Origin of the sequence: Candidatus Blochmannia vicinus (assembly GCA_030020825.1) — a bacterium.
Lineage (GTDB): Bacteria > Pseudomonadota > Gammaproteobacteria > Enterobacterales > Enterobacteriaceae > Blochmanniella > Blochmanniella vicinus_A.
In genome coordinates this window covers 679,173-701,177 of sequence record CP125213.1, presented here as the reverse complement: position 1 = coordinate 701,177, position 22,005 = coordinate 679,173, and the positions used below count along the sequence as shown (strand labels likewise).

Genomic DNA, 22,005 nt, shown 5'->3' with positions numbered 1-22,005 from the left:
TCGTATAAAATATGCCTTACTATATCACTTAACTTTTGGAATACTAAAAAATTTTTAATGCTTAATTTAAGACTAATACATTTAATCGATACTAGCAAACAACAGATTAAATTAACTTAATCATACTTAACCCGAAATAAACAAAAATTTTATAATTATTTCAGAATAATATTATTTATTTCATGGTGAGGTGTCCGAGTGGCTTAAGGAGCGTGCCTGGAAAGCATGTATACACATAATTTATGTATCAAGGGTTCGAATCCCTTCCTCACCGCCACTACCATAACTATATAAATTAAAATCAGTTATTAAATTTTATAAAAATTAAAATTTATATATACCTGCAAATTAACAAAAATCAATTTTAATTACTAAATAAAATAAAAGTAATTACATCATTATTCTATTTGTAATATTTATAAAAATCATCTTCTTGCGATCTATATATAATAAAACCAGATATTTTTATAAAAATAAAAACTAAATCCATAATATTTACTTCATAAAACATAAAAATATACAATCATCCTTTAAATTGATCACAAATAAATTATATTATTTGTTTCAATTTACCTATACATGAATGATGTCATATAAATATATAAACCATAACTAACCAAAATAATATCCCTTATCATTTTATATCTACAACAAAACAATAAAAAAATCTTAAACATATTGTAATACAACAATAAATAATAATATTATACACATTGACATTATCAAAAAATAAAACTAATACAAACCAATATGAATTTCATCATCAATTATTTAATTATTTTAATTAAATACGAATCATCATATTCCAACATAACATTAAATATCATAATAAGCATTTATTAATATTTATACTCTCAAAAAATGACGGAGAGAAAGGGATTCGAACCCTTGAAAGACATTATTTCTTTAAAACGGTTTTCGAAACCGCTCCGTTCAACCACTCCGGCATCTCTCCCTATCAAAAATATAAAGAATCTTATATTCTTTCATATAGAAAATAACACATGAAAATACCACAAAATAATAAACATGATCTAACTATTAAATGTGGTAATGATATATACAGTTTTCCCATTATCATATCACGTATCTTACTAATTCGCCCAATTGTCATTAAGCGCTTGTATTATTAAATATATTAATATATAGTATTGATCCAATTTATTGGTTCCTCTGTAGTTCAGTTGGTAGAACAACGGACTGTTAATCCGTATGTCACTGGTTCGAATCCAGTCAGGGGAGTCAAAATAACTAAAAATATTTTTTACATAATTTTAGTTATTTTATATTTTAGTTCATTAAAATTAAAACTAAATTACTCACTCTATTATGGCTTGGTGTAAATCATGTATATTGATTGAACCTACCAATATTCCAGATTTATCCACCACTGGTGCCGCAGCTATTTTTCGTTGATATAACGCTTTTAATGCCGCACTCGCGTGCCATTCTTTTGGAATACGGTACCCAGGTTTAGTCATAGCAATATCAATTGGATCATCAAGAGACTTACCTTTAACCATCCAACGTCTTAAATCTCCGTCAGTAAACACTCCTATAACACGAATATTATTGTCACATACAGCAGTTAATCCAAGCCCAGTACGACTTAATTCAAACATTGCGTCCATTACTGTTACCTCCCAAAAAACTTTTGAAATATGTTCCCCAGTACGCATTAAGTGATGCACACAATTGAGTAATTGAGCTCCTAATATACCTCCTGGGTGAGATCTAGCAAATTGTTCTAAACTAAACCCTCTATATCTCATAAGAGCCATTGTCAATGCATCCCCCATCATTAAAGTGTTAACTGCACTAGAAGTAGGAGCTAATTCCATAGGGCAAGCTTCTCTTTTTATTTTAATATTAAGAACACATGTAGCTCCTTTAGCTAAAGGAGAGCTAACATCACCAGTAAATGCAATTACAGGAATTCCGATTTCTGACAAGAATGGCATTAAAGTCATTATTTCACAAGCACGACCCGAATAAGAAATAAATATAACCACATCTTGTGTTCCAATCATACCTAAATCACCATGCAAAGCTTCTGCAGGATGAACAAAAAAAGCAGGAGTACCTGTACTTGATAAAGAAGCAGCAATTTTTTTTCCAATGTGTCCTGACTTACCTATACCAGAAACCGCAACCTTTCCTGTACAATTCAATAATATATGACAAGCAAAAACAATGCTTTCATCTAACCTATCTAACATGCTTTGAGCTTCGTTAATTTCGATCTTTAAAGTTTCTTTAGCAAATTCTAACAGTAATGCATCATTAACTATTACCATAATTATTAAATAATCAATTTCAAACTATAACACTGTTAAATAACTCACATTATTGAATATAAATGAAATCCTTCAGCTAACATTAGAAAATATATTTCTATGGGTATTATATAAAATAACAAATACTCAAAACATATTTATATTCATTTATTTAAACCCAACTAAGATACACAATAAATATTTCATTATTAAAATAAAAATACATAAATATTTTAATTAAATGTTGAAATTAAATATAATAATAACATATATTGCGGTTAATGGTTATCATTATAATTTTTCCATTGTATTAACAATACAATACAATAAACATAACACATCTTATGTTTTTATCAGACCACTATCGTCCCCAATACAGAATTATATGTAAACATAAACATCTTATTTCCATATATTAATTCATTACTAATAATTGAAATAAATATTTCAATATAAATCGACTTTTCATTACATTTAATCAACTATAGATTCTTTAAAATTATTTAATTTTTTTGATAATTCACGACGTTCCTTTGATAATTCAGCGTTTTTTATTATATATTCATCCACTCGATCTTCATAATCATTACACATATTAGTAATAATAACTTGTATCCCTTCTACAGATGTTTCAGTCTTAATATAATCACTTAAATTACCCAACAATAATACTCTTTTTTGATTATCTCTAATTTTTTTTTCATTATCAATAATCTCTCGTTGCAGTTTATTCTTACGACGAAATATGCGCACAAATTCCAATACGTCATAAAACGATTTATTAACATCATTGCCCATAAATCATCTCCTATTTATATTTATTTTAAAAATATATACATAATAAGTTTCTATAATCTAATTAAATCAAAATTTAAAATTTAAATTTATAAATATTACGAGTATTATACAATAATTATTTTATTTAAATTAAAAAAATCATAATGTTACTCAATTATACCAAAACCAATATTATTCACATTGAGATAATACTAATATGTCTATAAATATAGATACTAAATTAATCATAATACATTACACGAACTATATATAATACACGACTACATTTTGTTTACGTTGTATCAGAAAATACAATGCATTACAAATAAGTCTAAACATATGGTTTTATAATATTAGTAAATAATTTAAATGTCATTTATACTGAAAGTACCGGTGTGACTATGTCAATAAATAAAAATACTAAAAATCCTAGTTTTTTTTTTATGATTATGAAACTTTTGGAATAAATCCAGCGCTAGATAAACCAGCACAGTTTGCTGGGATTCGTACTAACGATACATTAACTCCCATAGAAAAAGAAAAAGTTTTCTTTTGTCGCTTACCAGACGATTATCTTCCTGATCCAAAATCAGTACTTATTACAAAAATTACCCCTCAAGATACTTTGCATAACGGTTTGATAGAAGCTGAATTCGCCCATCGCATCAACCAAATTTTCTGTATACCCAACACTTGCATACTTGGATATAATAATATTCATTTTGATGATGAATTTAGTAGAAATATCTTCTATAGAAATTTTCTTGATCCCTATATATGGGCTTATCAACAAGGAAATTCACGCTGGGATTTGTTACATGTATTACGTGCCTATTATTCGCTATGTCCAAATGGCATTACATGGCCATTAAATACTCAGAATAAACCTAGCTTTCGTCTAAAAGATTTAACACAAGCAAATTCTATAACACACCTTAACGCTCATGATGCTATGTCAGATGTATATGCTACCTTAGAGTTAACAAAATTAACAAAAAAAACCCAACCTCAATTATTTCAATTCTTATTTAATCATCGTACCAAATACCAATTGAAAAAAATAATTGATTTAGAAACCACACAACCTCTAATATTTATAGATAAAAAAATTAACAATAAATATCATAATTTTATAACTTATATAGCTCCAATTACTTGGCACCCTACAAATTCTAATATTTTAATTGCATATGATCTAAATAAAAATATTGATACTTTGTTAAATTTAAATATAAATACAATATATCAAAAATTATACTCCAACCATACAACAATACGTGATGTATTAAAAAACATACCATTACAACTGATCCGATTAAATGCATGTCCCATTTTAATACCAATAAGTTTTTTTAATAAAAACACTATCAACATCAATTATTCCATGCAGTTTTCTACCAATTATCAACATTGTTCAAAAAATTTAAACTTTATTAGAATTCATGAAAATAGCATTCATCTACGTAAAAAAATAAATACATTATATACTATCATTGACTCATACATGCATCAAAAATCGCTACATAATAACTTCCATGTAGATTCTCAACTATATCATGGATTCTTTAATAATGCCGATCAAAAAATAATTTTAAATATCCAAAAAACTCATCCAAAAAACTTAAAAAATCTATGTATCGAAAATGTGGATAGTCGTTTAAAATTATTATTATACTATTATAAAGCTCGTAACTTCCCTAGCACTTTAAATCAAAAAGAACAAAAAGAATGGTTGAATTATATAAAAAATAAATTATTTACTCAAAATCAATCAAAATCTTATAACGATAAATTAAATATACTTTTATCAATTTACAGCTATAATAAACAAAAAACTGAACTTCTACATTTATTACAAAAATATTATCAGCATCTTTATGAGAGATACTCTAATTTTCGTTAAAAATAATAATTTTTAATATTTTATTCATAGATACAAATAAAATACGATCCAATATAACTAAATTAACTAAAAAATTACTTTACTACATAAATATAATATTATAAAAATATGATATATGTCGTATTATTATTACTAACTATATATGTATATGGTCACAATTATAATTCTAAAACTTTTTATATAAGTATTTTTTATACTAAAATATTTTATAATTTAATTAAAATATTAATTATATACGTATAAAATAAAGTAACTGAACAAAATTTAACCCTATACAAATTTAATTATATTCGCTAAAATATTAAAGTATTAAAAAATTTTTTAATGAAAAAACTGCGCTTCATATGTTAATTTAACATCATGATCTTGGCCGATCCTCCAAATAAATTAACAATAGAAATAATTTGAATCCTTTGTTCATTAAAAATGTCAAAATTACTTCTATTGTATAAATTTTATTAAAGTATTTAGTTATAACAAATTCTTTACATAAGGTAAAATATCATGTTGGATAGATCACGATTACGAATAGCGATGCAAAAATCAGGAAGATTAAGCAAAGAATCCCAACAACTTCTTGAACAATGTGGCATTAAAATCAATTTACAACAACAACGCCTACTAGCGTTTGCTGAAAATATGGCTATCGATATCATGAGAGTACGAGATGATGACATTCCTGGTTTAGTTATGGATGGTATTGTAGATTTAGGAATCATCGGAGAAAACGTATTAGAAGAAGCATTGTTATCAAGACGGTCACAAGGAGATAATCCTTGTTTTGTTATGTTACGTCGATTAGATTTTGGAGATTGTAGACTATCCATGGCTTTACCAATAGATGAACCATGGAACGGGCCAAAATGTTTACAAGGAAAACGAATTGCAACTTCATATCCTCATCTATTAAAACAGTATTTAGATAAATTGGGTATTAGTTTTAAATCTTGCTTACTAAACGGTTCGGTGGAAGTAGCGCCACGCGTTGGATTAGCAGACGCAATTTGCGATCTTGTTTCTACTGGAGCTACCTTAGAAGCTAACGGATTACATGAAGTAGAAGTGATTTATCGGTCTAGAGCATGTCTTATTCAAAGATCTGGAAAATTATCAAACATAAAACAATCATTAATAAATAAATTAATGATTCGTATCCAAGGAGTTATACAAGCTAGAGGTTCTAAATATATAATGTTACATGCTCCTACTGAACAACTAGAAGAAATTATTAATTTACTACCTGGAGCAGAAAGTCCAACGGTATTACCATTAGCAGGAAATCAACATCGTGTAGCAATATATATGGTAAGCAATGAAACATTATTTTGGGAAACAATGGAAAATTTAAAAAATCTTGGAGCTAGTTCTATTTTAGTATTACCAATAGAAAAAATGATGGAATAATATTATGAGTCCTTATAAACATCCTATATCTGTTTATTGGAACTGTTGTTCTACATCTGAACAAAAAAGATTACTTATCCGTCCAATAAACAATAACTTAAAAGATATTAGTATAAATGTTAAAGACATCCTTAATCAAGTTTATAATGAAGGAGACCGCGCTTTATTTAAATTTAACCTACATTTCGATAACGTACAAACTAAACAATTAAAGATTACACCTGAAACTATTATAAACTCAGGTAATGGTTTATCTGATACAATAAAAAAAGCAATAAACGTCGCGATAACTAATATTACACGATTTCATCAAGAACAATATCCTTCAGAAATAAATTTAGAAACTTCTCCCGAAGTATACTGTCGACAAATTATTCGCCCATTAAACATTGTCGGACTATATATTCCAGGAGGAACTGCACCATTACTATCAACAGTGATGATGTTGGGTATTCCAGCTCGTATTGCTCAATGTAAACGTATTATATTATGCTCTCCTCCTCCGGTGCCCAACATAATTATATATACTGCACAACTTTGTGGAATCAATGAGATCTATCAAATAGGAGGAAGCCAAGCTATAGCTGCTATGGGATTTGGTACTGAATCTATTCCAAAAGTAGATAAAATATTTGGACCAGGTAACGCTTGGGTTACTGAAGCAAAACGGCAAATTAATTTTGCACCAAATGGAACAGCTATCGATATGTTGGCTGGACCTTCCGAAATATTGATTATTGCAGATAATACAGCTAATCCTATTTTTATCGCAGCTGATCTTTTAGCGCAGGCAGAACATGGGCCTAATTCGCACATAATACTAATTACTCCCAGCATACACATTGCAGAACAAACAAAAAAAGAACTACATAAACAATTAAAAATACTACCACGTAAAAATATAATTGAGGATTCATTAATTAATGGCTGCATAATTATTACTGATAATTTGATGCAATGTTTTTCTATAAGTAATAGTTATGCTCCAGAACACTTAATCATTCACATTGAAAATGCCCAAAATTATTTAAATCACGTCATTAATGCCGGATCAATATTTCTTGGAAATTGGTCTCCAGAAGTTGCTGGAGACTATGCAAGCGGGCCTAATCATGTTTTACCTACATACGGACGTTCAATTACTACATCTGGTTTAGGAGTTGTAGATTTTCAAAAAAGGATATCAGTACAACAATTAACTCAAAATGGATTCTTAAAATTATCATCAACAATTAGAACATTAACACAAATTGAACAATTAAAAGCTCATGAATATGCTGTAATATATCGCATCAATCATATTAAGGAACAAAATGAACATTCGTGACTTAGCTAGGAATAATGTATTAACTCTCAAACCTTATCAATCTGCCAGAAAATTAACACATTCAGGTAACATATGGCTTAACGCCAATGAATTTCCGATTGCCCCTGATTATCAATTACGTTGTAAAAAAATTCATAGATATCCTATGTGCCAACCACAAGAAATAATCAACAAATATGCTGACTATGCTGGAGTACGATCTGATCAAATTTTAGTATCTAGAGGAGCTGATGAAAGTATTGAATTATTAATGAAAGTATTTTGTAACCCTGGGAAAGACGTCATTGTATTTTGTCCTCCAACATATGGTATGTACAAAACCACTGCGGAAATTTTAGGAATTAATTATCGGATCATACCAAAAAAGAAAAACTGGCAACTGGATTTAGTATCTATTAAATCACAATTAAATAATGTTAAATTAATTTATATTTGCAACCCAAATAATCCTACTGGTAATATTATTCATTTAAATAGTTTAAAAAAATTATTAAATATTATCCAAAATCGAGCGCTATTAATAACTGATGAAGCATATATTGACTTTTGTCCTGATGCAAGCTTAGTACGCTGGTTATCCACATATCCAAATTTGGTTATTTTAAGAACTTTATCTAAAGCTTTCGCACTAGCCGGAATACGTTGCGGTTTTACCTTAGCTAATCCAGAAATTATTAAATTGTTAGAAAAAGTTATAGCACCATATCCATTGTCTATTCCAGTAATTGACATTGCAGAACAAGCTTTAACCCCAATAAACATACAATACACTAAAAACAGAATAACTATAATCAATACAAACAGAGACATATTAATTACAGGTTTAAAACAATGCTCTTGTGTCCAAAAAGTGTTTAATAGTAATGCTAATTACGTATTAGTTAAATTTAATCCAAAATATCAAGTTTTTAATGCACTATTAAATCAAGGTATAGTTTTAAGAGATCAAAGCAACCAACTAGGATTAATTAATTGCTCACGCATCACTATTGGTACATTTAATGAATGTAAACGTGTAGTTTCTGTTTTAAAAAAATTACGTGTTTCATCGTCACCTACGTAAATACATATAGGAGCACCCATGTGTCATAAAATTTTATTTATAGATCGGGATGGAACTCTAATTAACGAACCAAAAGACAATTTTCAAGTTGATTCTTTAGATAAGTTCTCATTAGAACCCCATGTTATTTCTGCTCTCATAGCGCTAAAAAATATAGGTTTTGAATTTGTTATAGTTACTAACCAAAATGGACTAGGAAGTATTTCATTTCCCAAAGAAAAATTTGATGAGCTGCATTACCTAATGATTCAAATATTTCAATCCCAAGGTATTAAGTTTAATCAAATCTTAATTTGCCCTCATTTTCCTGAAGAACAATGTAGTTGTCGCAAACCAAAAACTGCTTTAGTAAATTCTTGGTTAATCGATAACAGATTAAATAAATTTAATAGTTATGTTATTGGAGATCGAGATACTGATATGATTTTAGCAACCAATATGGGTATTCAAGGAATACGGTATCATCGTATTAATTTTGGTTGGAAAAAAATTAAAAACTATTTAATACAACATTACAGATCAGCACATATTCATCGAACTACTGAAGAAACTAATATAGATATAAAGATATGGTTAGATCAAAATGATAAAAGTTATATTAATACTGGGATTAATTTTTTTAATCATATGTTACAGCAAATAGCTATTCATTCTGGATTACGTATGAATATTATAGCAAAAGGAGATTTATATATAGACGACCATCATACTGTTGAAGATACTGCTTTAACATTAGGAGAAGCTTTAAGCGAAGCACTAAATAAAAAAATTGGTATTAGAAGATTTGGATTCACCTTACCTATGGACGAAAGTATTGCACAATGTATATTAGATCTTTCCGGAAGAACATACTTTCGCTATCAAGCTAAATATAATTTTCAAAAAATAGGAGATCTCAGCACTGAAATGATAGAACATTTTTTTCGTTCATTATCTTCAAAAATGAGCTGTGCTTTACATTTAAAAGCAACCGGAAATAATGACCACCACAAAGCAGAAAGTTTATTTAAATCTTTTGGCCGAGCATTGCGCCAAGCTATTTATATAGATAATAATCATATACCAAGCTCTAAAGGAACATTACTATGAATATAGTTATTATAAACACCAATTGCTCTAATTTATTTTCTGTAAAAACCATGTTGCATAAATTAGGGCATAATCCAATTATCAGTGATAAAATTGATATTATATCTCAAGCAGATAAACTGTTTTTACCGGGAGTAGGTACTGCCGCAGCCGCAATGCAGCAATTAAAAAAAAAAATCTAGTTACATTAATACAAAATTGTACTAAACCAATATTAGGTATTTGTTTGGGAATGCAGTTATTTGGTACTCATAGCGACGAAAATAATGGTATTAAAACCTTAAAAATTATTAATGTACCTATTAAACGTATGAAATACTATGGGTTTCCACTGCCGCATATGGGATGGAATACTATTACTGTTCCTAAAAAAAATTCTTTATTTGGCGGTATAAAAAGAAACGACTATTTTTATTTTGCGCATAGTTATTTCATGGAAAAATGTCATATAACCATTGCCGAAACAAATTATGGCCAATCATTTAGTTCAGTTATAGAATATAATAATTTTTTCGGTGTGCAGTTTCATCCAGAAAAATCAGGTATACCTGGACAACAATTAGTAAAAAATTTTTTGGAGATTTAATTTGTGATTATTCCCGCACTAGATATTATTAACGGAAAAACAGTTAGACTATATCAGGGATCTTATCATATGGAAACTAGTTACGGAAACCCCGTATCATTATTAAGACAATATATATGCCAAGGAGCAAAAATGATACATTTAGTTGATTTAACTGGTGCACAGAATCCAGCAAAAAAACAAAATTTATTAATTAGTCAATTAATAAAAGAAGCTAATCCTTTATCAAAAATACAAATAGGAGGAGGTATACGTAACGCTACAGATATAGAATTTCTTTTAAAAGCAGGAGCAACACGTATAGTATTCGGTTCTGTAGCAGTTACAAAACCAGAAATAGTAAAAAAATGGTTTGAATATTTTGATCCAAATCATTTAGTTTTAGCAGTAGATATACGTATTTCTTCTAATAAAGATCGAAAAATAGCTATTTATGGTTGGAAAAAAGAAACTAATTTAAAATTAGAGCAAATAATAGAAGAATATTACGCTATAGGATTAAAACATGTTCTTTGTACAGATATTTCTAAAGATGGAACTTTATTAGGTAGTAACATATCTTTATATCAATCTATATGTCGTTCTTGGCCAAAAATATTATTCCAATCATCTGGAGGTGTTTATAAACTAACAGAAATCTCTAAATTGCGTTGTGCTGGAGTCAAATCAATCATTATTGGTCGTGCTTTTTTAGAAAATAAATTTACTGTTTCTGAGGCAATATCATGTTGGCAAAACGAATAATCCCTTGTCTTGATGTAGCTAATAATAAAGTAATAAAAGGGGTGCAATTTAAACATCACAAAATTGTAGGAGATATATTAGATTTAGCAAATCGTTACGAAAAAGAAGGAGCTGACGAATTAGTATTCTACGATATTACAGCATCGCCTAATAATCAAGTCGTAGACAAAAAATGGATTTCTCGCATTGCCGAAATAATAAATATTCCATTCTGTGTTGCTGGAGGAATTAGTACAATAAAACAAGCTAAACAAATTCTTGCATCTGGAGCTGATAAAATTTCAATTAATTCTCCTGCTTTAATAAACCCAACGCTAATCCAAAAATTAGCTGATCATTTAGGCACACAATGTATTGTAGTTAGTATTGATACTTGGCATAATCCTGAAAAAAAAATATATCAAGTACGATGCTATACTGGAGATAGTTATCGCACAAAAACTACAACATGGAAAACATTAGATTGGGTTAAAAAAGTACAAGAATATGGTGCCGGAGAAATAGTATTAAACATGATGAATCAGGACGGAATGAAAAATGGTTATGATTTAGATCAATTAAAACACATCAGAAAACATTGCAAAGTGCCGCTTATTGCCTCTGGTGGAGCTGGTACTTATCGGCATTTTTTAGAAGCTTTTCGTGACGCTGATGTAGATGGCACATTAGCAGCTTCAGTTTTTCATAAAAAAATTATTGATATTCATAAATTAAAAAAATTCTTATCTAAAAAAGGAATAAAAATTAGATTATGCTAATTAAAAATAAACATCAAAAATTAAATTGGACTAAAAATCACGGTTTAATACCTGCTATTATACAACACGCTAGATCAGGTGAAGTATTAATGTTAGGACATATGAATAAAGAATCGATGATAAAGACAGAACAAACCAAACATGTTACTTTTTTTTCACGCAGCAAAAATAGATTATGGACCAAAGGAGAAACATCCGGAAACACATTAAAATTAATCAATTGGCATTCAGATTGTGATCATGATACACTATTAATTTTTGTTTTACCTCACGGACCTACCTGTCACAACAATACTAGTAGCTGCTTCCATCCTGGAATAGCAGATTTAAGTTTTCTTTACCAACTAGAAAACATTATATCTACAAAAAAAAATATACCATCTCATCCTAATAATTCATCTTATACATCTCATTTATATACCAGTGGTATTAAACGTATTGCTCAAAAAGTCGGAGAGGAAGGTTTAGAAACTGCACTTGCAGCAATTTCTACTGATTACAACACAAAAGAACTAATTAATGAAGCATCAGATCTAATTTATCACCTTCTAGTCCTGTTACAATGTAAATCAATAAATTTTAATGCAATTATTCAAGAACTAAAAAAACGAAATCATAACAGTAAACAGATAAAATATGACATATAGAAAAACAATCAAATATTATTAGTATTGATCTAATTATTTATTTTCATGTATAGATAGTTTAATAAATTTACAAAACACTGTCTGATTTATCAGGTTTATATTGACAATAACTAAAATTTATTAAACTAAAAAAGAAAATATATCTACCTATCCCTAATAACAAATAGAAAACATCACCACTCAAACCCGTTGCATTGAGTATTATCAAATTCATTTAACTCCGCAGTAATATTCTTTCTTATATTTATTCTAACCAATCAGTATGGAACAGGCCTTTTTTATCAACACATGAGTAAGTGTGTGCTCCAAAACAATCTCTTTGTGCTTGAATAAGATTCGTGGGTAATAAATCACTGCGATAACTATCATAATATGCTATAGCAGCAGATAAAGCAGGCATTGGAATACCGTATTGAATACCACACACTACAATATCCCTCAACATTTTTTGGTAATTATTTGCAACAGAAACACAATATGGAGATAACATTAAATTAGTTATGTCTGGATGTTTAGAATAAATATCAATAATTTTTTGCAAAAATTTGGCTCTAATGATACACCCTGCACGAAAAATTTTAGCAATTCGTTTATAATTTAAATTCCAATGATACTTATCAGATGCAATTTTCAATTGATAGAAACCTTGTGCATATAAAATAATCTTACCAAGATACAATGCTTTTTGTGCTTTTTCTAAATATAAATATTTTCTTTCAACACAACCTTTCCTATTTGGCCCTAGAAATATTTTTGATGCCTTAATACGTTGAGTTTTAAGTACGGATATATAACGTGCAAACACTGATTCAGTTATCATACTTAATGGTATTTCTAGATCAATAGCATCCTGACTAATCCATGCTCCAGTACCTTTATTTTCCGCCACATCTAACACAGAATCAATAATATATTTATTATCAATATCTCGTTTAACAAATATACGACTTGTTATCTCTATAAGATAACTATTTAATTCTCCTTGATTCCATTCATTAAAAATTTTTCCTAATTCTTCATGAGTCAAATGAAATATATTTTTTAGAAAAAAATATATTTCGGAAATTATCTGCATATCCCCATATTCTATCCCATTATGTATCATCTTAACATAATGACCAGAACCATTCGGTCCTATATATGTAACACAAGTTTCATCATTAACACGAGCTGCAATTTTTTTAAAAACTGATTCAACCATTTCGTATGCGTCTATTTGGCCTCCAGGCATAAGAGATGGTCCCTTCAACGCTCCTTCCTCTCCCCCAGAAATTCCAGTTCCAATAAAATTTATCCCTCTTTTTGACAATTCAAAATTTCTACGCATAGTATCTTTATAAAATGAATTGCCACCATCAATTAAAATATCTCCTGGATTTATATACATTAATAATATTTTTATAATGTTATCAATATATATTCCTGATGTAATCATTAAAAATATAAACCGAGGTTTCTTTAAAGATAGCACAAATGTTTTTACTGAATAGAACGGAATAATATTTCTTTTTGGATTATTAGCAATAACAGAATCGGTTTTATCTTTAGAACGATTATAAATAGAAACGCAATAACCTCTACTTTCAATGTTTAGTGCTAAGTTTCGCCCCATAACACCCATCCCGATAATACCAATTTTTTGTTCTGTAAACACATTCACTCCTTTATGATATAAATATGTTTTATATTGTAACAATAATAGTTTTGTATTACTAATTTATATCTAATTTATGGTATACAATATTATACATAAATATATTAAATATAAAAATAAAAAAGTTTTAAACAAAAAATTGGTCATAAATATAAATTCTCGAATAAATATAAATTATTAGTTTTAAACGCTCATTATTAATATAAACTGATATGACTATATATTTGAAATAAACACTCATGCATGCAACACATATTTCATATATAAACATAACAAAATCTTATTCTTTATCTATACTACATTTAAATCTAAAACATATCATAAATTTATAAAAATATATTTTTTAGTAATAACATTGTTTCTGTAACACAAAACATAAACTATTTATATAACCTATCAAAAATAAATCTGATATAATTTTCATTATTTTAATATTTGATAATTTATTACATTATTATATTCCATAACGTTAATTATAAAATATAAGAATAATTTTTTAATAATATTAGATATATGTTATCGTATGGTGTATTTAGATACTGCAATTGATTTTTATGACTATAAAAAAAATGATAGTTACTTGTGCCTTACCTTACGCTAATGGTTCTCTTCATATAGGGCACATGTTGGAACATATACAAGCAGATATATGGGTTCGTTATCAACGTATGCAGGGTAATCATGTATATTTTATTTGTGCGGATGATGCGCATGGAACTGCTATTATGTTGCAATCACAAAAACTTAATGTAGCGCCAGAAGAAATGATTGCCCAAATACAACAAGAACATAAACAAGATTGCTATGCATTTGGCATCAGCTATGATAACTATTATTCTACTCACAGCGAAGAAACTCGAGAATTATTAAATAATATCTATTTTCGATTAAAAAAAAATGGATTTATTACATCTAAATCTATTTATCAATTATATGACTCTGAAAAAAAAATATTTTTACCAGATCGCTTTATAAAAGGTGTATGTCCAAAATGTAAAGCATCAGAACAATACGGAGATAATTGTGAAATATGTGGCGCTATTTATACATCTTTAGATCTTATAAACCCAAAATCAGTTATTTCTGGAAAATCGCCAATAATACGAAAATCTGAACATTTATTCTTCGATTTACCAGCTTTTACCGATACATTACATACATGGATACGATCTGGAAGTATACAAAAGGAAGTAGCCAATAAAATAGAAGAATGGTTTAAATTAGGTTTAAAACAATGGGATATTTCTAGAGATGCACCATATTTTGGATTTAAGATTCCTAATACTTTAGAAAAATATTTTTATGTCTGGATGGATGCTCCCATAGGATATATGGGAACTTTTAAAAACTTATGCAAAAAAAATAAAAATATATCCTTCAAAGATTTTTGGAATTTAAACTCCAAATCAGAATTATATCATTTTATAGGTAAAGATATTATTTATTTTCATAGCCTATTTTGGCCTGCCATTTTATTAGGTAGTCAATTTCGTAAACCAACTAACATATTTGTTCATGGACACGTTACTGTAAATGGATCCAAAATATCAAAATCTAGAGGAACATGTATTAATGTCAGTACTTATTTATCACATTTAAATCCAGATTATTTGAGATATTATTATGCTACAAAGCTTTCATCTCATATTAACGATATAGATTTAAATCTAAAAGATTTCACCAGCAAAGTAAATGCGGATATTATTAATAAGGTATTGAATCTAGCATCTAGAAATTCCGGGTTTATACTCCAATACTATGGAGGGAAATTAGCAAGCACATTAGCAAATCCAGTTCTATATGATATATTTATTGAATCTAAGCACTCTATAGGAGAATTATTTCAAAAAAGAGAATTTAATTACGCAATGCGTAAAATAATGAAATTAGCAGATGAGGCTAATTTCTATATAGATAAAACCGCTCCATGGATTATTGCAAAAAATCCAAACCATAAAAAAGAGGCTTTATCCATTTATTCTATGGGTATTCAATTATTTCGTATTATTATGATATACCTAAAACCTGTCTTGCCTAAATTGGCTAAATATAGTGAAAATTTCCTCAATACTAATCTTACATGGGAGAGTCTTTCTACACCATTATTAAATCATCGAATTAATAAATTTAAAATATATTTTTTACGGATTAGTTCCGATCAAATTTCATCTATAGAAAAAAAATCACGATAACATGACTATTAATTATAAATATATAAATAAATTTGCTACTATAAAAATTATTTACAATATCAAACTACACAAAAAATTTAAGCTTTATTAATAAACATACATCTTAGTTTTAAAGATGTATCATACATAAATTTTTTATAAATTTATGTATGATACAATAAAATTATTACTATTATCTTTTTAAATAATCCATATATATGAATGTACAATACAACAATTATGAAAAGTTCAAATTAGCAAACATATCTTCTTTATTAAAACAATTGTAAACACTATTGCATCATCCTATAATTTAGGATTACTATAATCTTAAATACTTAAACATAATCAAAATAACAATTAATCAACAACGATCAATAAAATGAGAATAAACAATTAAAATTTAATCATCAAAATTATCTCTCACATCTACGCACTATCATCCGTTTAATTTAATTTATTTTATCTATATAAAAATTTAAATACATAAAACTAACATAAACAAAAATTTTTAGTATCTTATAATTCTCCTATTTAGTTTTTTAATACAAATAAATACAACTTTCATTAAAATTTATATCTTTACTATGTATAGAATACTATACATCACAAAATCTATTTATTTTAGCCATTATTTTAAATAAACAAAATGAATTGATTTTTTATATTATAAATAGTATTACGTCACAATATCAGTTTGTAGTTTTAATTTGAAAATAAGAAAAGCTTTTAAAAAATAAAAATATCTTATAAACAAAATATAATACTTAATATTACAACATAATAGATAATTTTAAGTAATTCCTGTATCTTACAAGTTTTCGTTTTCCTGACATGTAAATACTATAAATTTTATAATAAATAAGATTTAATGATTATAATATGTAATTGTATGTAAAAACTCTTTTCTAATATTTACATTTGACTCAAATACACCTCCTAATGAAATAGTAGTTGTAGTGCTGTTAATATCATGTATACCTCTAGATTTTACACAATAATGTACTGCATCAATAAATATTGCCACATCATTAGTATTAAGTAATGTTTGTAATGCTAAAGCAATTTGTTTTGTCAATCGTTCTTGTAGTTGTGGTCTTTTAGAAAAAAACTGTACTATTCTATTTATTTTTGATAAACCAATCACTTTTTTTTTTGGAATATAAGAAACAGTAACTTTACCATTAAAAACAATGAAATGATGTTCACAAGTACTAGTGATATTAATTCCTCGCACTGTGATCATTTCATGAATTTGCATTGTATTTTGAATAATTGCAATTTTAGGAAAATTTGAATAATCTAAACCTGAAAAAATTTCTTCTACATACATTTTAGCTATACGTTTGGGAGTATTTGACAAACTATCATGTTTCAAATCAAGATTAAGAAGATGCACAATAGCTTTCATATGATCTTCGATACGAAGTTTACGAATTTGAGTATTAATATTCAATGCAATTAGTGGGTTTTCTAACCCTTTTACTAATAAAGCATCACGTACTAATAACGCTTCTTGTGTCAAGATAGACATGCAGCAGCTTTCTCTAAAATAGATACTTTTACGAATTTTTTGGTATAGTATAATACCTATAATAATATTAAAACAACCGACACAACTAAATTTATATTAATAAATACTAAAACCTTAAATTTAATTACTATAAAACTTACAATCAATATATATTCATTTTACATTGCTCAATCTTTACTTATATAATTATACCTATTTCATAATATCATCTGTATATAATACATATCTTCCATTATATTACATAATAAAAATAATCTAATAAAAATTTAAATAAAAATAACACATATCGTAATTATCATCTTGTTCCTATCTATATAGAACAAGATTTAATTATTTAAAATATGAACCTATATCACATTTATTCATTGTATTATTTATAATATGTATCTATATTATCATTTAATTTCCATAAATAAAAATAAATAATTGTTCGTGCATTACATAAATAGCATAACAAACACTAAAACCACTTTCCGAAAATAAATTTAATTAAAATTTATATTGTGATTGTTAAATATATATACTTACAATCTAAAACGTATAAATTTTAATTTTTAATGAAACAACACACCACTATAGATTATAAATAAAAAAATTTACAATAAAATTGTATAAAATATAATAACAACATTTTATTACAAAATTACCATTTTATAATACAATATATATTGACATATTTGACACTAAAAAATTATTGTACCAACAATATAATTATATAAACTTAATACCATAAAAATGGTAATTTATAATTTATTTATATTATTAAAATCATGCCCAAAATAATTCACACATACAATATAAAAATATTTATCAAAATAATATTATAATGCAAACATAATTTTATATTTTACAGGTATTAAATCAATGCTAACAATCAAAGCTAACTTGCGTACTTATCACAAAAAAAGCGCATCAAGACGCTTACGTAAACAAAACAAATGTCCAGCTATTGTCTATAGAAAAGACAATAAAGAAAATTTGTCCATTATACTAAATCAAAATGACATTTTGCATCCTAATTCTGTAGCACAACTATATAAAAATAATCTAGTGCTATTATTTATTGAAAATAAAGAATCCATTACAGTTAAAGTACAAGAAATACAATATCATCCTTTCAAACCCAAACCAATTCATATTGATTTCATACATATTTAATGATAAATGATAAATAATACATTTATTTATAATAACTATAACCTATCAAGACATAATTTTTTTAATTAAACCATAGGCCTGCTTTATTATTGTAATACAGAAATAATATAAAAATGATATAAGTTAAATAAGATTAGCTTATATACAATATTAAACAATCTATTTTATAGTTAACGAAATATTCATGCATGCATATGTTTTATACACATTTTTACTAATTAAAATGAAATAAAAGAACAACGCGATATATAACATATAAGGTTCAATTTCTACAAATAAAAAATTTAAAATTATATATAAGATATATATATTTATATTTGCAAAAATTAATTTTTGTGTTTTCACTAATTTTTATTAGTAAATAAGTAATAAAACCCAAAAACGGCATGTGGCGTAGTTTGGTAGCGCGCCGTCATGGGGTGACGGAAGTCAGAGGTTCAAATCCTCTCATGCCGAAAATACTTTAATAAATCGCTATCTGCATGATAAAAACAATTGTTTTTATCATGCATATCTAATGCCAACTCTATCAATTTAGTAATTAATTTTTGAAAATTTAACCCACTTATCTCCCATAATTTAGGATACATACTGTCATAAGTGAATCCAGGCAAAGTATTCACTTCATTCAAAAAAATCTGATTGTCTGAAGTTAAAAAAAAATCTACACGAGCCATTCCAGAACAATTTAATATTTGAAATGCACGTAAAGTAATACTACGAATCTCATCACTTATTAAATCATTAACTAAAGCCGGTATCAGGATCTGAACATCGCGTGCTATATATTTATCATAATAAGTATAAAAATTTTTATTCGCCAATATAATTTCACCACACACGCTAATCTCCGGATTATCATTACCCAATACTGCGCACTCTATCTCCCTTCCAATAATAGCTGGTTCTATCAATATTTTGTGACTAAAATAAAAAGCTTTTTCCAATGCTTGATTAAAATATTTACGACTGGTAACTTTTGAAACTCCTATTGATGATCCTTGATTCACTGGCTTTACAAAAAAAGGCAACCTAAAAGTAGAAACAAGATCATCAAAATCTATATTATGTTGATCATTTACTAAAAAAGTTTTAAATGGCACTACTGATAGGCCTGCATCACGCAATAAACGTTTAGACACATCTTTATCCATACCTATAGATGAACTTAAAACATGAGAACCAACAAATGGTAAATTCATCATACACAATAAACCCTGTAAAGCTCCATCTTCTCCTAATGTTCCATGAACTATAGGAAAAATAACATCAAATTTTATATAATCATTTATATATTTAGTATTAGATGCAAAGCGATGAGGATAGATTTGTAATAATATTGAAATATATGTATCATCTTCATAACAAAATAAAGTATCAAAATTTCTATTTTTTAGATGCCAACATCCCTTTTTATCTATCCACAAAATAATTACTTCAAATCGACATATATCAATAGATTGAGCAATACATATAGCCGATTTTAATGAAATTTCATGCTCTAAGGAACGCCCTCCACAAATAATCCCAATACATAATTTGGACATACACTATATTCCTCAATACACATATTATTATGTACTGTACTAAAAACAAAGGCGAATTATATATAAATAATAATTCGCCTTTGTTTTTAGTACAGTACATAAGCGAAACAACTAAAATACATAGGCTACTCCTAATGCAATAATATCATCTGGATTAATATTAGACGCATCAGTAAAACTATTTTTATTTAGTAAATCAATTCTATAATCTATAGTAGTACAAATGTTTTTATTAAACACATAACTAGTTCCAACTGTAATGCATTTTTTTAAAAAATTACTATAACCACTTTCTAAATCACTAACTTTTGAATGTAAATAAGATACAGAAGGACGTAATCCAAAATCAAATTGATACTGAGCTACTAATTCCACATTCTTTGCCTTATTAACAAACCCATAAATATTTTCTGGAGTAATATTATCACAAAAACTTCCAAATGGTGTCATATTATAAGTCTCTCCATAAGTAGCTGCAACATACATCCCTTTTCCATCATATTTTATTCCAAAAGAAAACGCTTCAGCATTATCATTACCGCCTCCGCCATTATTATCTAAAACATTCTGTTCAAAAATACGCTTACTATTAGCATAGGCAGCAGATGCTGCGAATCCATTATCTAGTGCATAAGACGCAGATACTCCATATCCCTCTCCATTAGCTGTTTTTAAAGTACGACCCGTTTCCTTATTAACATCATTTTTACCTTGATATTGCAAAGCAAAATCTAAACCATTTACAAAACCAAAAAGGTCTTTATTACGATATGTAACCACGTTTGAACTACGATTAGATAAAAAATTATCTATAAGTGATATATCTCCGCCAAATCCCGGTATTACATCCGTCCATGATCCCACATCATATAGCACTCCATAATTCCGTCCATAATCAATACTTCCAAAATCTCCAAATTTTATTCCGGCATAGCCAAGCAACACCTTACCGCTATTACTTACATTAATTCCTTCAACATTTTTTAAAGAAATTTCATGTTCCCACATACCAAAACCTACAATTTTATCATTAACATACGTTTTTCCAGAAAATCCATATCTTAAAAATGAATTATCCCCATCTTTAGTATTTTCTCTAGAAAAATAATGACCTCCAATAATACTACCAAACATATTTAATATATTTCCATCTTTATTATAAACTTCAGCAGCCCCAGCGGTAGTGCTTGCCATAACCATAGTCGCAACCAGGCTAGTAAAACACCGTAATTTCATATTTATACCTCATCATGTAATAAGTAATACTACTAACAACTCAATGCCTAAATCTAACATTAATTTTTTTAGTAACAATCAACATATATTAATACCTATTAATATAGGTTGCATACTAAAACAATTTAATA

General features: G+C 27.4%; 13 protein-coding genes, 4 tRNA genes and 4 pseudogenes. 14 read left to right on the top strand and 7 right to left on the bottom strand.

Annotated features, from left to right (window positions below):
* Nucleotides 1-184 precede the first annotated feature (184 nt).
* Nucleotides 185-277 (top strand) — tRNA-Ser (locus QMA81_02980).
* 588 nt (nt 278-865) lie between these two features.
* Here the strand turns inward: QMA81_02980 and QMA81_02975 are convergent.
* Nucleotides 866-955, bottom strand: a tRNA-Ser gene (locus tag QMA81_02975).
* 214 nt (nt 956-1,169) lie between these two features.
* Here QMA81_02975 and QMA81_02970 point away from each other — a divergent pair.
* Nucleotides 1,170-1,242: transfer RNA gene (locus QMA81_02970), tRNA-Asn, on the top strand.
* 77 nt (nt 1,243-1,319) lie between these two features.
* Here QMA81_02970 and gutQ read toward each other — a convergent pair.
* Entirely contained in the window at nt 1,320-2,297 is a 978-nt protein-coding gene (gene gutQ, locus QMA81_02965; GenBank protein ID WHL25229.1) for an arabinose-5-phosphate isomerase GutQ, read from the bottom strand.
* Nucleotides 2,298-2,750: 453 nt separating this feature from the next.
* Nucleotides 2,751-3,074 carry a PTS system regulator TmaR gene (tmaR, locus tag QMA81_02960; protein WHL25228.1) on the bottom strand — a complete coding sequence of 108 codons (324 nt, stop codon included), beginning with the start codon at nt 3,072-3,074 and terminating at the stop codon, nt 2,751-2,753.
* Between the two features lie 475 nt (nt 3,075-3,549).
* On the opposite strand from tmaR, the pseudogene sbcB reads away from it, so the two are divergent.
* The 9 genes and pseudogenes from sbcB to hisIE all read left to right on the top strand — a co-directional run bounded on the left by sbcB (nt 3,550) and on the right by hisIE (nt 12,574).
* Nucleotides 3,550-4,956: pseudogene (gene sbcB, locus QMA81_02955) on the top strand (exodeoxyribonuclease I).
* Nucleotides 4,957-5,460: 504 nt separating this feature from the next.
* A complete protein-coding gene (gene hisG / locus QMA81_02950) occupies nt 5,461-6,360 on the top strand; it encodes an ATP phosphoribosyltransferase (GenBank protein ID WHL25227.1) in 900 nt (299 codons plus the stop codon).
* Nucleotides 6,361-6,364: 4 nt separating this feature from the next.
* Nucleotides 6,365-7,687 (top strand): histidinol dehydrogenase, encoded by a 1,323-nt coding sequence (gene hisD, locus QMA81_02945; GenBank protein ID WHL25226.1) that lies wholly within the window; start codon nt 6,365-6,367, stop codon nt 7,685-7,687.
* Nucleotides 7,674-8,750: a histidinol-phosphate transaminase gene (gene hisC, locus QMA81_02940; protein ID WHL25225.1), complete on the top strand. Its 1,077-nt coding sequence runs from the start codon at nt 7,674-7,676 to the stop codon at nt 8,748-8,750. Before hisD ends, hisC begins: the two co-directional genes overlap by 14 nt.
* Before the next feature lie 18 nt (nt 8,751-8,768).
* Nucleotides 8,769-9,839 (top strand): bifunctional histidinol-phosphatase/imidazoleglycerol-phosphate dehydratase HisB, encoded by a 1,071-nt coding sequence (hisB, locus tag QMA81_02935; protein WHL25224.1) that lies wholly within the window; start codon nt 8,769-8,771, stop codon nt 9,837-9,839.
* Nucleotides 9,836-10,425, top strand: a pseudogene (gene hisH, locus QMA81_02930) (imidazole glycerol phosphate synthase subunit HisH). The gene hisB and the pseudogene hisH overlap by 4 nt, the downstream one beginning before the upstream one ends.
* A 3-nt stretch (nt 10,426-10,428) precedes the next feature.
* Nucleotides 10,429-11,169, top strand: a pseudogene (locus QMA81_02925) (HisA/HisF-related TIM barrel protein).
* A complete protein-coding gene (gene hisF / locus QMA81_02920; GenBank protein WHL25223.1) occupies nt 11,151-11,927 on the top strand; it encodes an imidazole glycerol phosphate synthase subunit HisF in 777 nt (258 codons plus the stop codon). Before QMA81_02925 ends, hisF begins: the two are co-directional and overlap by 19 nt.
* On the top strand, nt 11,921-12,574 hold the full coding sequence (hisIE, locus tag QMA81_02915) for a bifunctional phosphoribosyl-AMP cyclohydrolase/phosphoribosyl-ATP diphosphatase HisIE (protein WHL25222.1): 654 nt from the start codon (nt 11,921-11,923) through the stop codon (nt 12,572-12,574). Before hisF ends, hisIE begins: the two co-directional genes overlap by 7 nt.
* Nucleotides 12,575-12,818: 244 nt before the next feature.
* Here the strand turns inward: hisIE and gndA are convergent, their stop codons facing one another.
* Nucleotides 12,819-14,270, bottom strand: coding sequence for an NADP-dependent phosphogluconate dehydrogenase (gndA, locus tag QMA81_02910; GenBank protein WHL25221.1), 1,452 nt, complete (start codon nt 14,268-14,270; stop codon nt 12,819-12,821).
* A gap of 512 nt (nt 14,271-14,782) precedes the next feature.
* Between gndA and metG the strand changes: the two are divergent.
* A pseudogene (metG, locus tag QMA81_02905) lies at nt 14,783-16,402 on the top strand (methionine--tRNA ligase).
* 865 nt (nt 16,403-17,267) lie between these two features.
* Here the strand turns inward: metG and folE are convergent.
* Nucleotides 17,268-17,933, bottom strand: coding sequence for a GTP cyclohydrolase I FolE (gene folE / locus QMA81_02900; GenBank protein ID WHL25220.1), 666 nt, complete (start codon nt 17,931-17,933; stop codon nt 17,268-17,270).
* 864 nt (nt 17,934-18,797) lie between these two features.
* Between folE and rplY the strand changes: the two genes are divergently transcribed.
* Together rplY and QMA81_02890 are read left to right on the top strand one after the other, a co-directional pair.
* Complete coding sequence (gene rplY, locus QMA81_02895; GenBank protein WHL25219.1) at nt 18,798-19,091, top strand: 50S ribosomal protein L25; 294 nt, start codon at nt 18,798-18,800, stop codon at nt 19,089-19,091.
* A 382-nt stretch (nt 19,092-19,473) separates the two neighbouring features.
* Nucleotides 19,474-19,547 (top strand) — tRNA-Pro (locus QMA81_02890).
* Here QMA81_02890 and QMA81_02885 read toward each other — a convergent pair.
* A complete protein-coding gene (locus tag QMA81_02885) occupies nt 19,529-20,638 on the bottom strand; it encodes a D-alanine--D-alanine ligase family protein (GenBank protein ID WHL25218.1) in 1,110 nt (369 codons plus the stop codon). The two genes, QMA81_02890 and QMA81_02885, sit on opposite strands and share 19 nt — an antisense overlap.
* A gap of 111 nt (nt 20,639-20,749) precedes the next feature.
* Nucleotides 20,750-21,874, bottom strand: coding sequence for a porin (locus QMA81_02880; protein WHL25217.1), 1,125 nt, complete (start codon nt 21,872-21,874; stop codon nt 20,750-20,752).
* Nucleotides 21,875-22,005 lie beyond the last annotated feature (131 nt).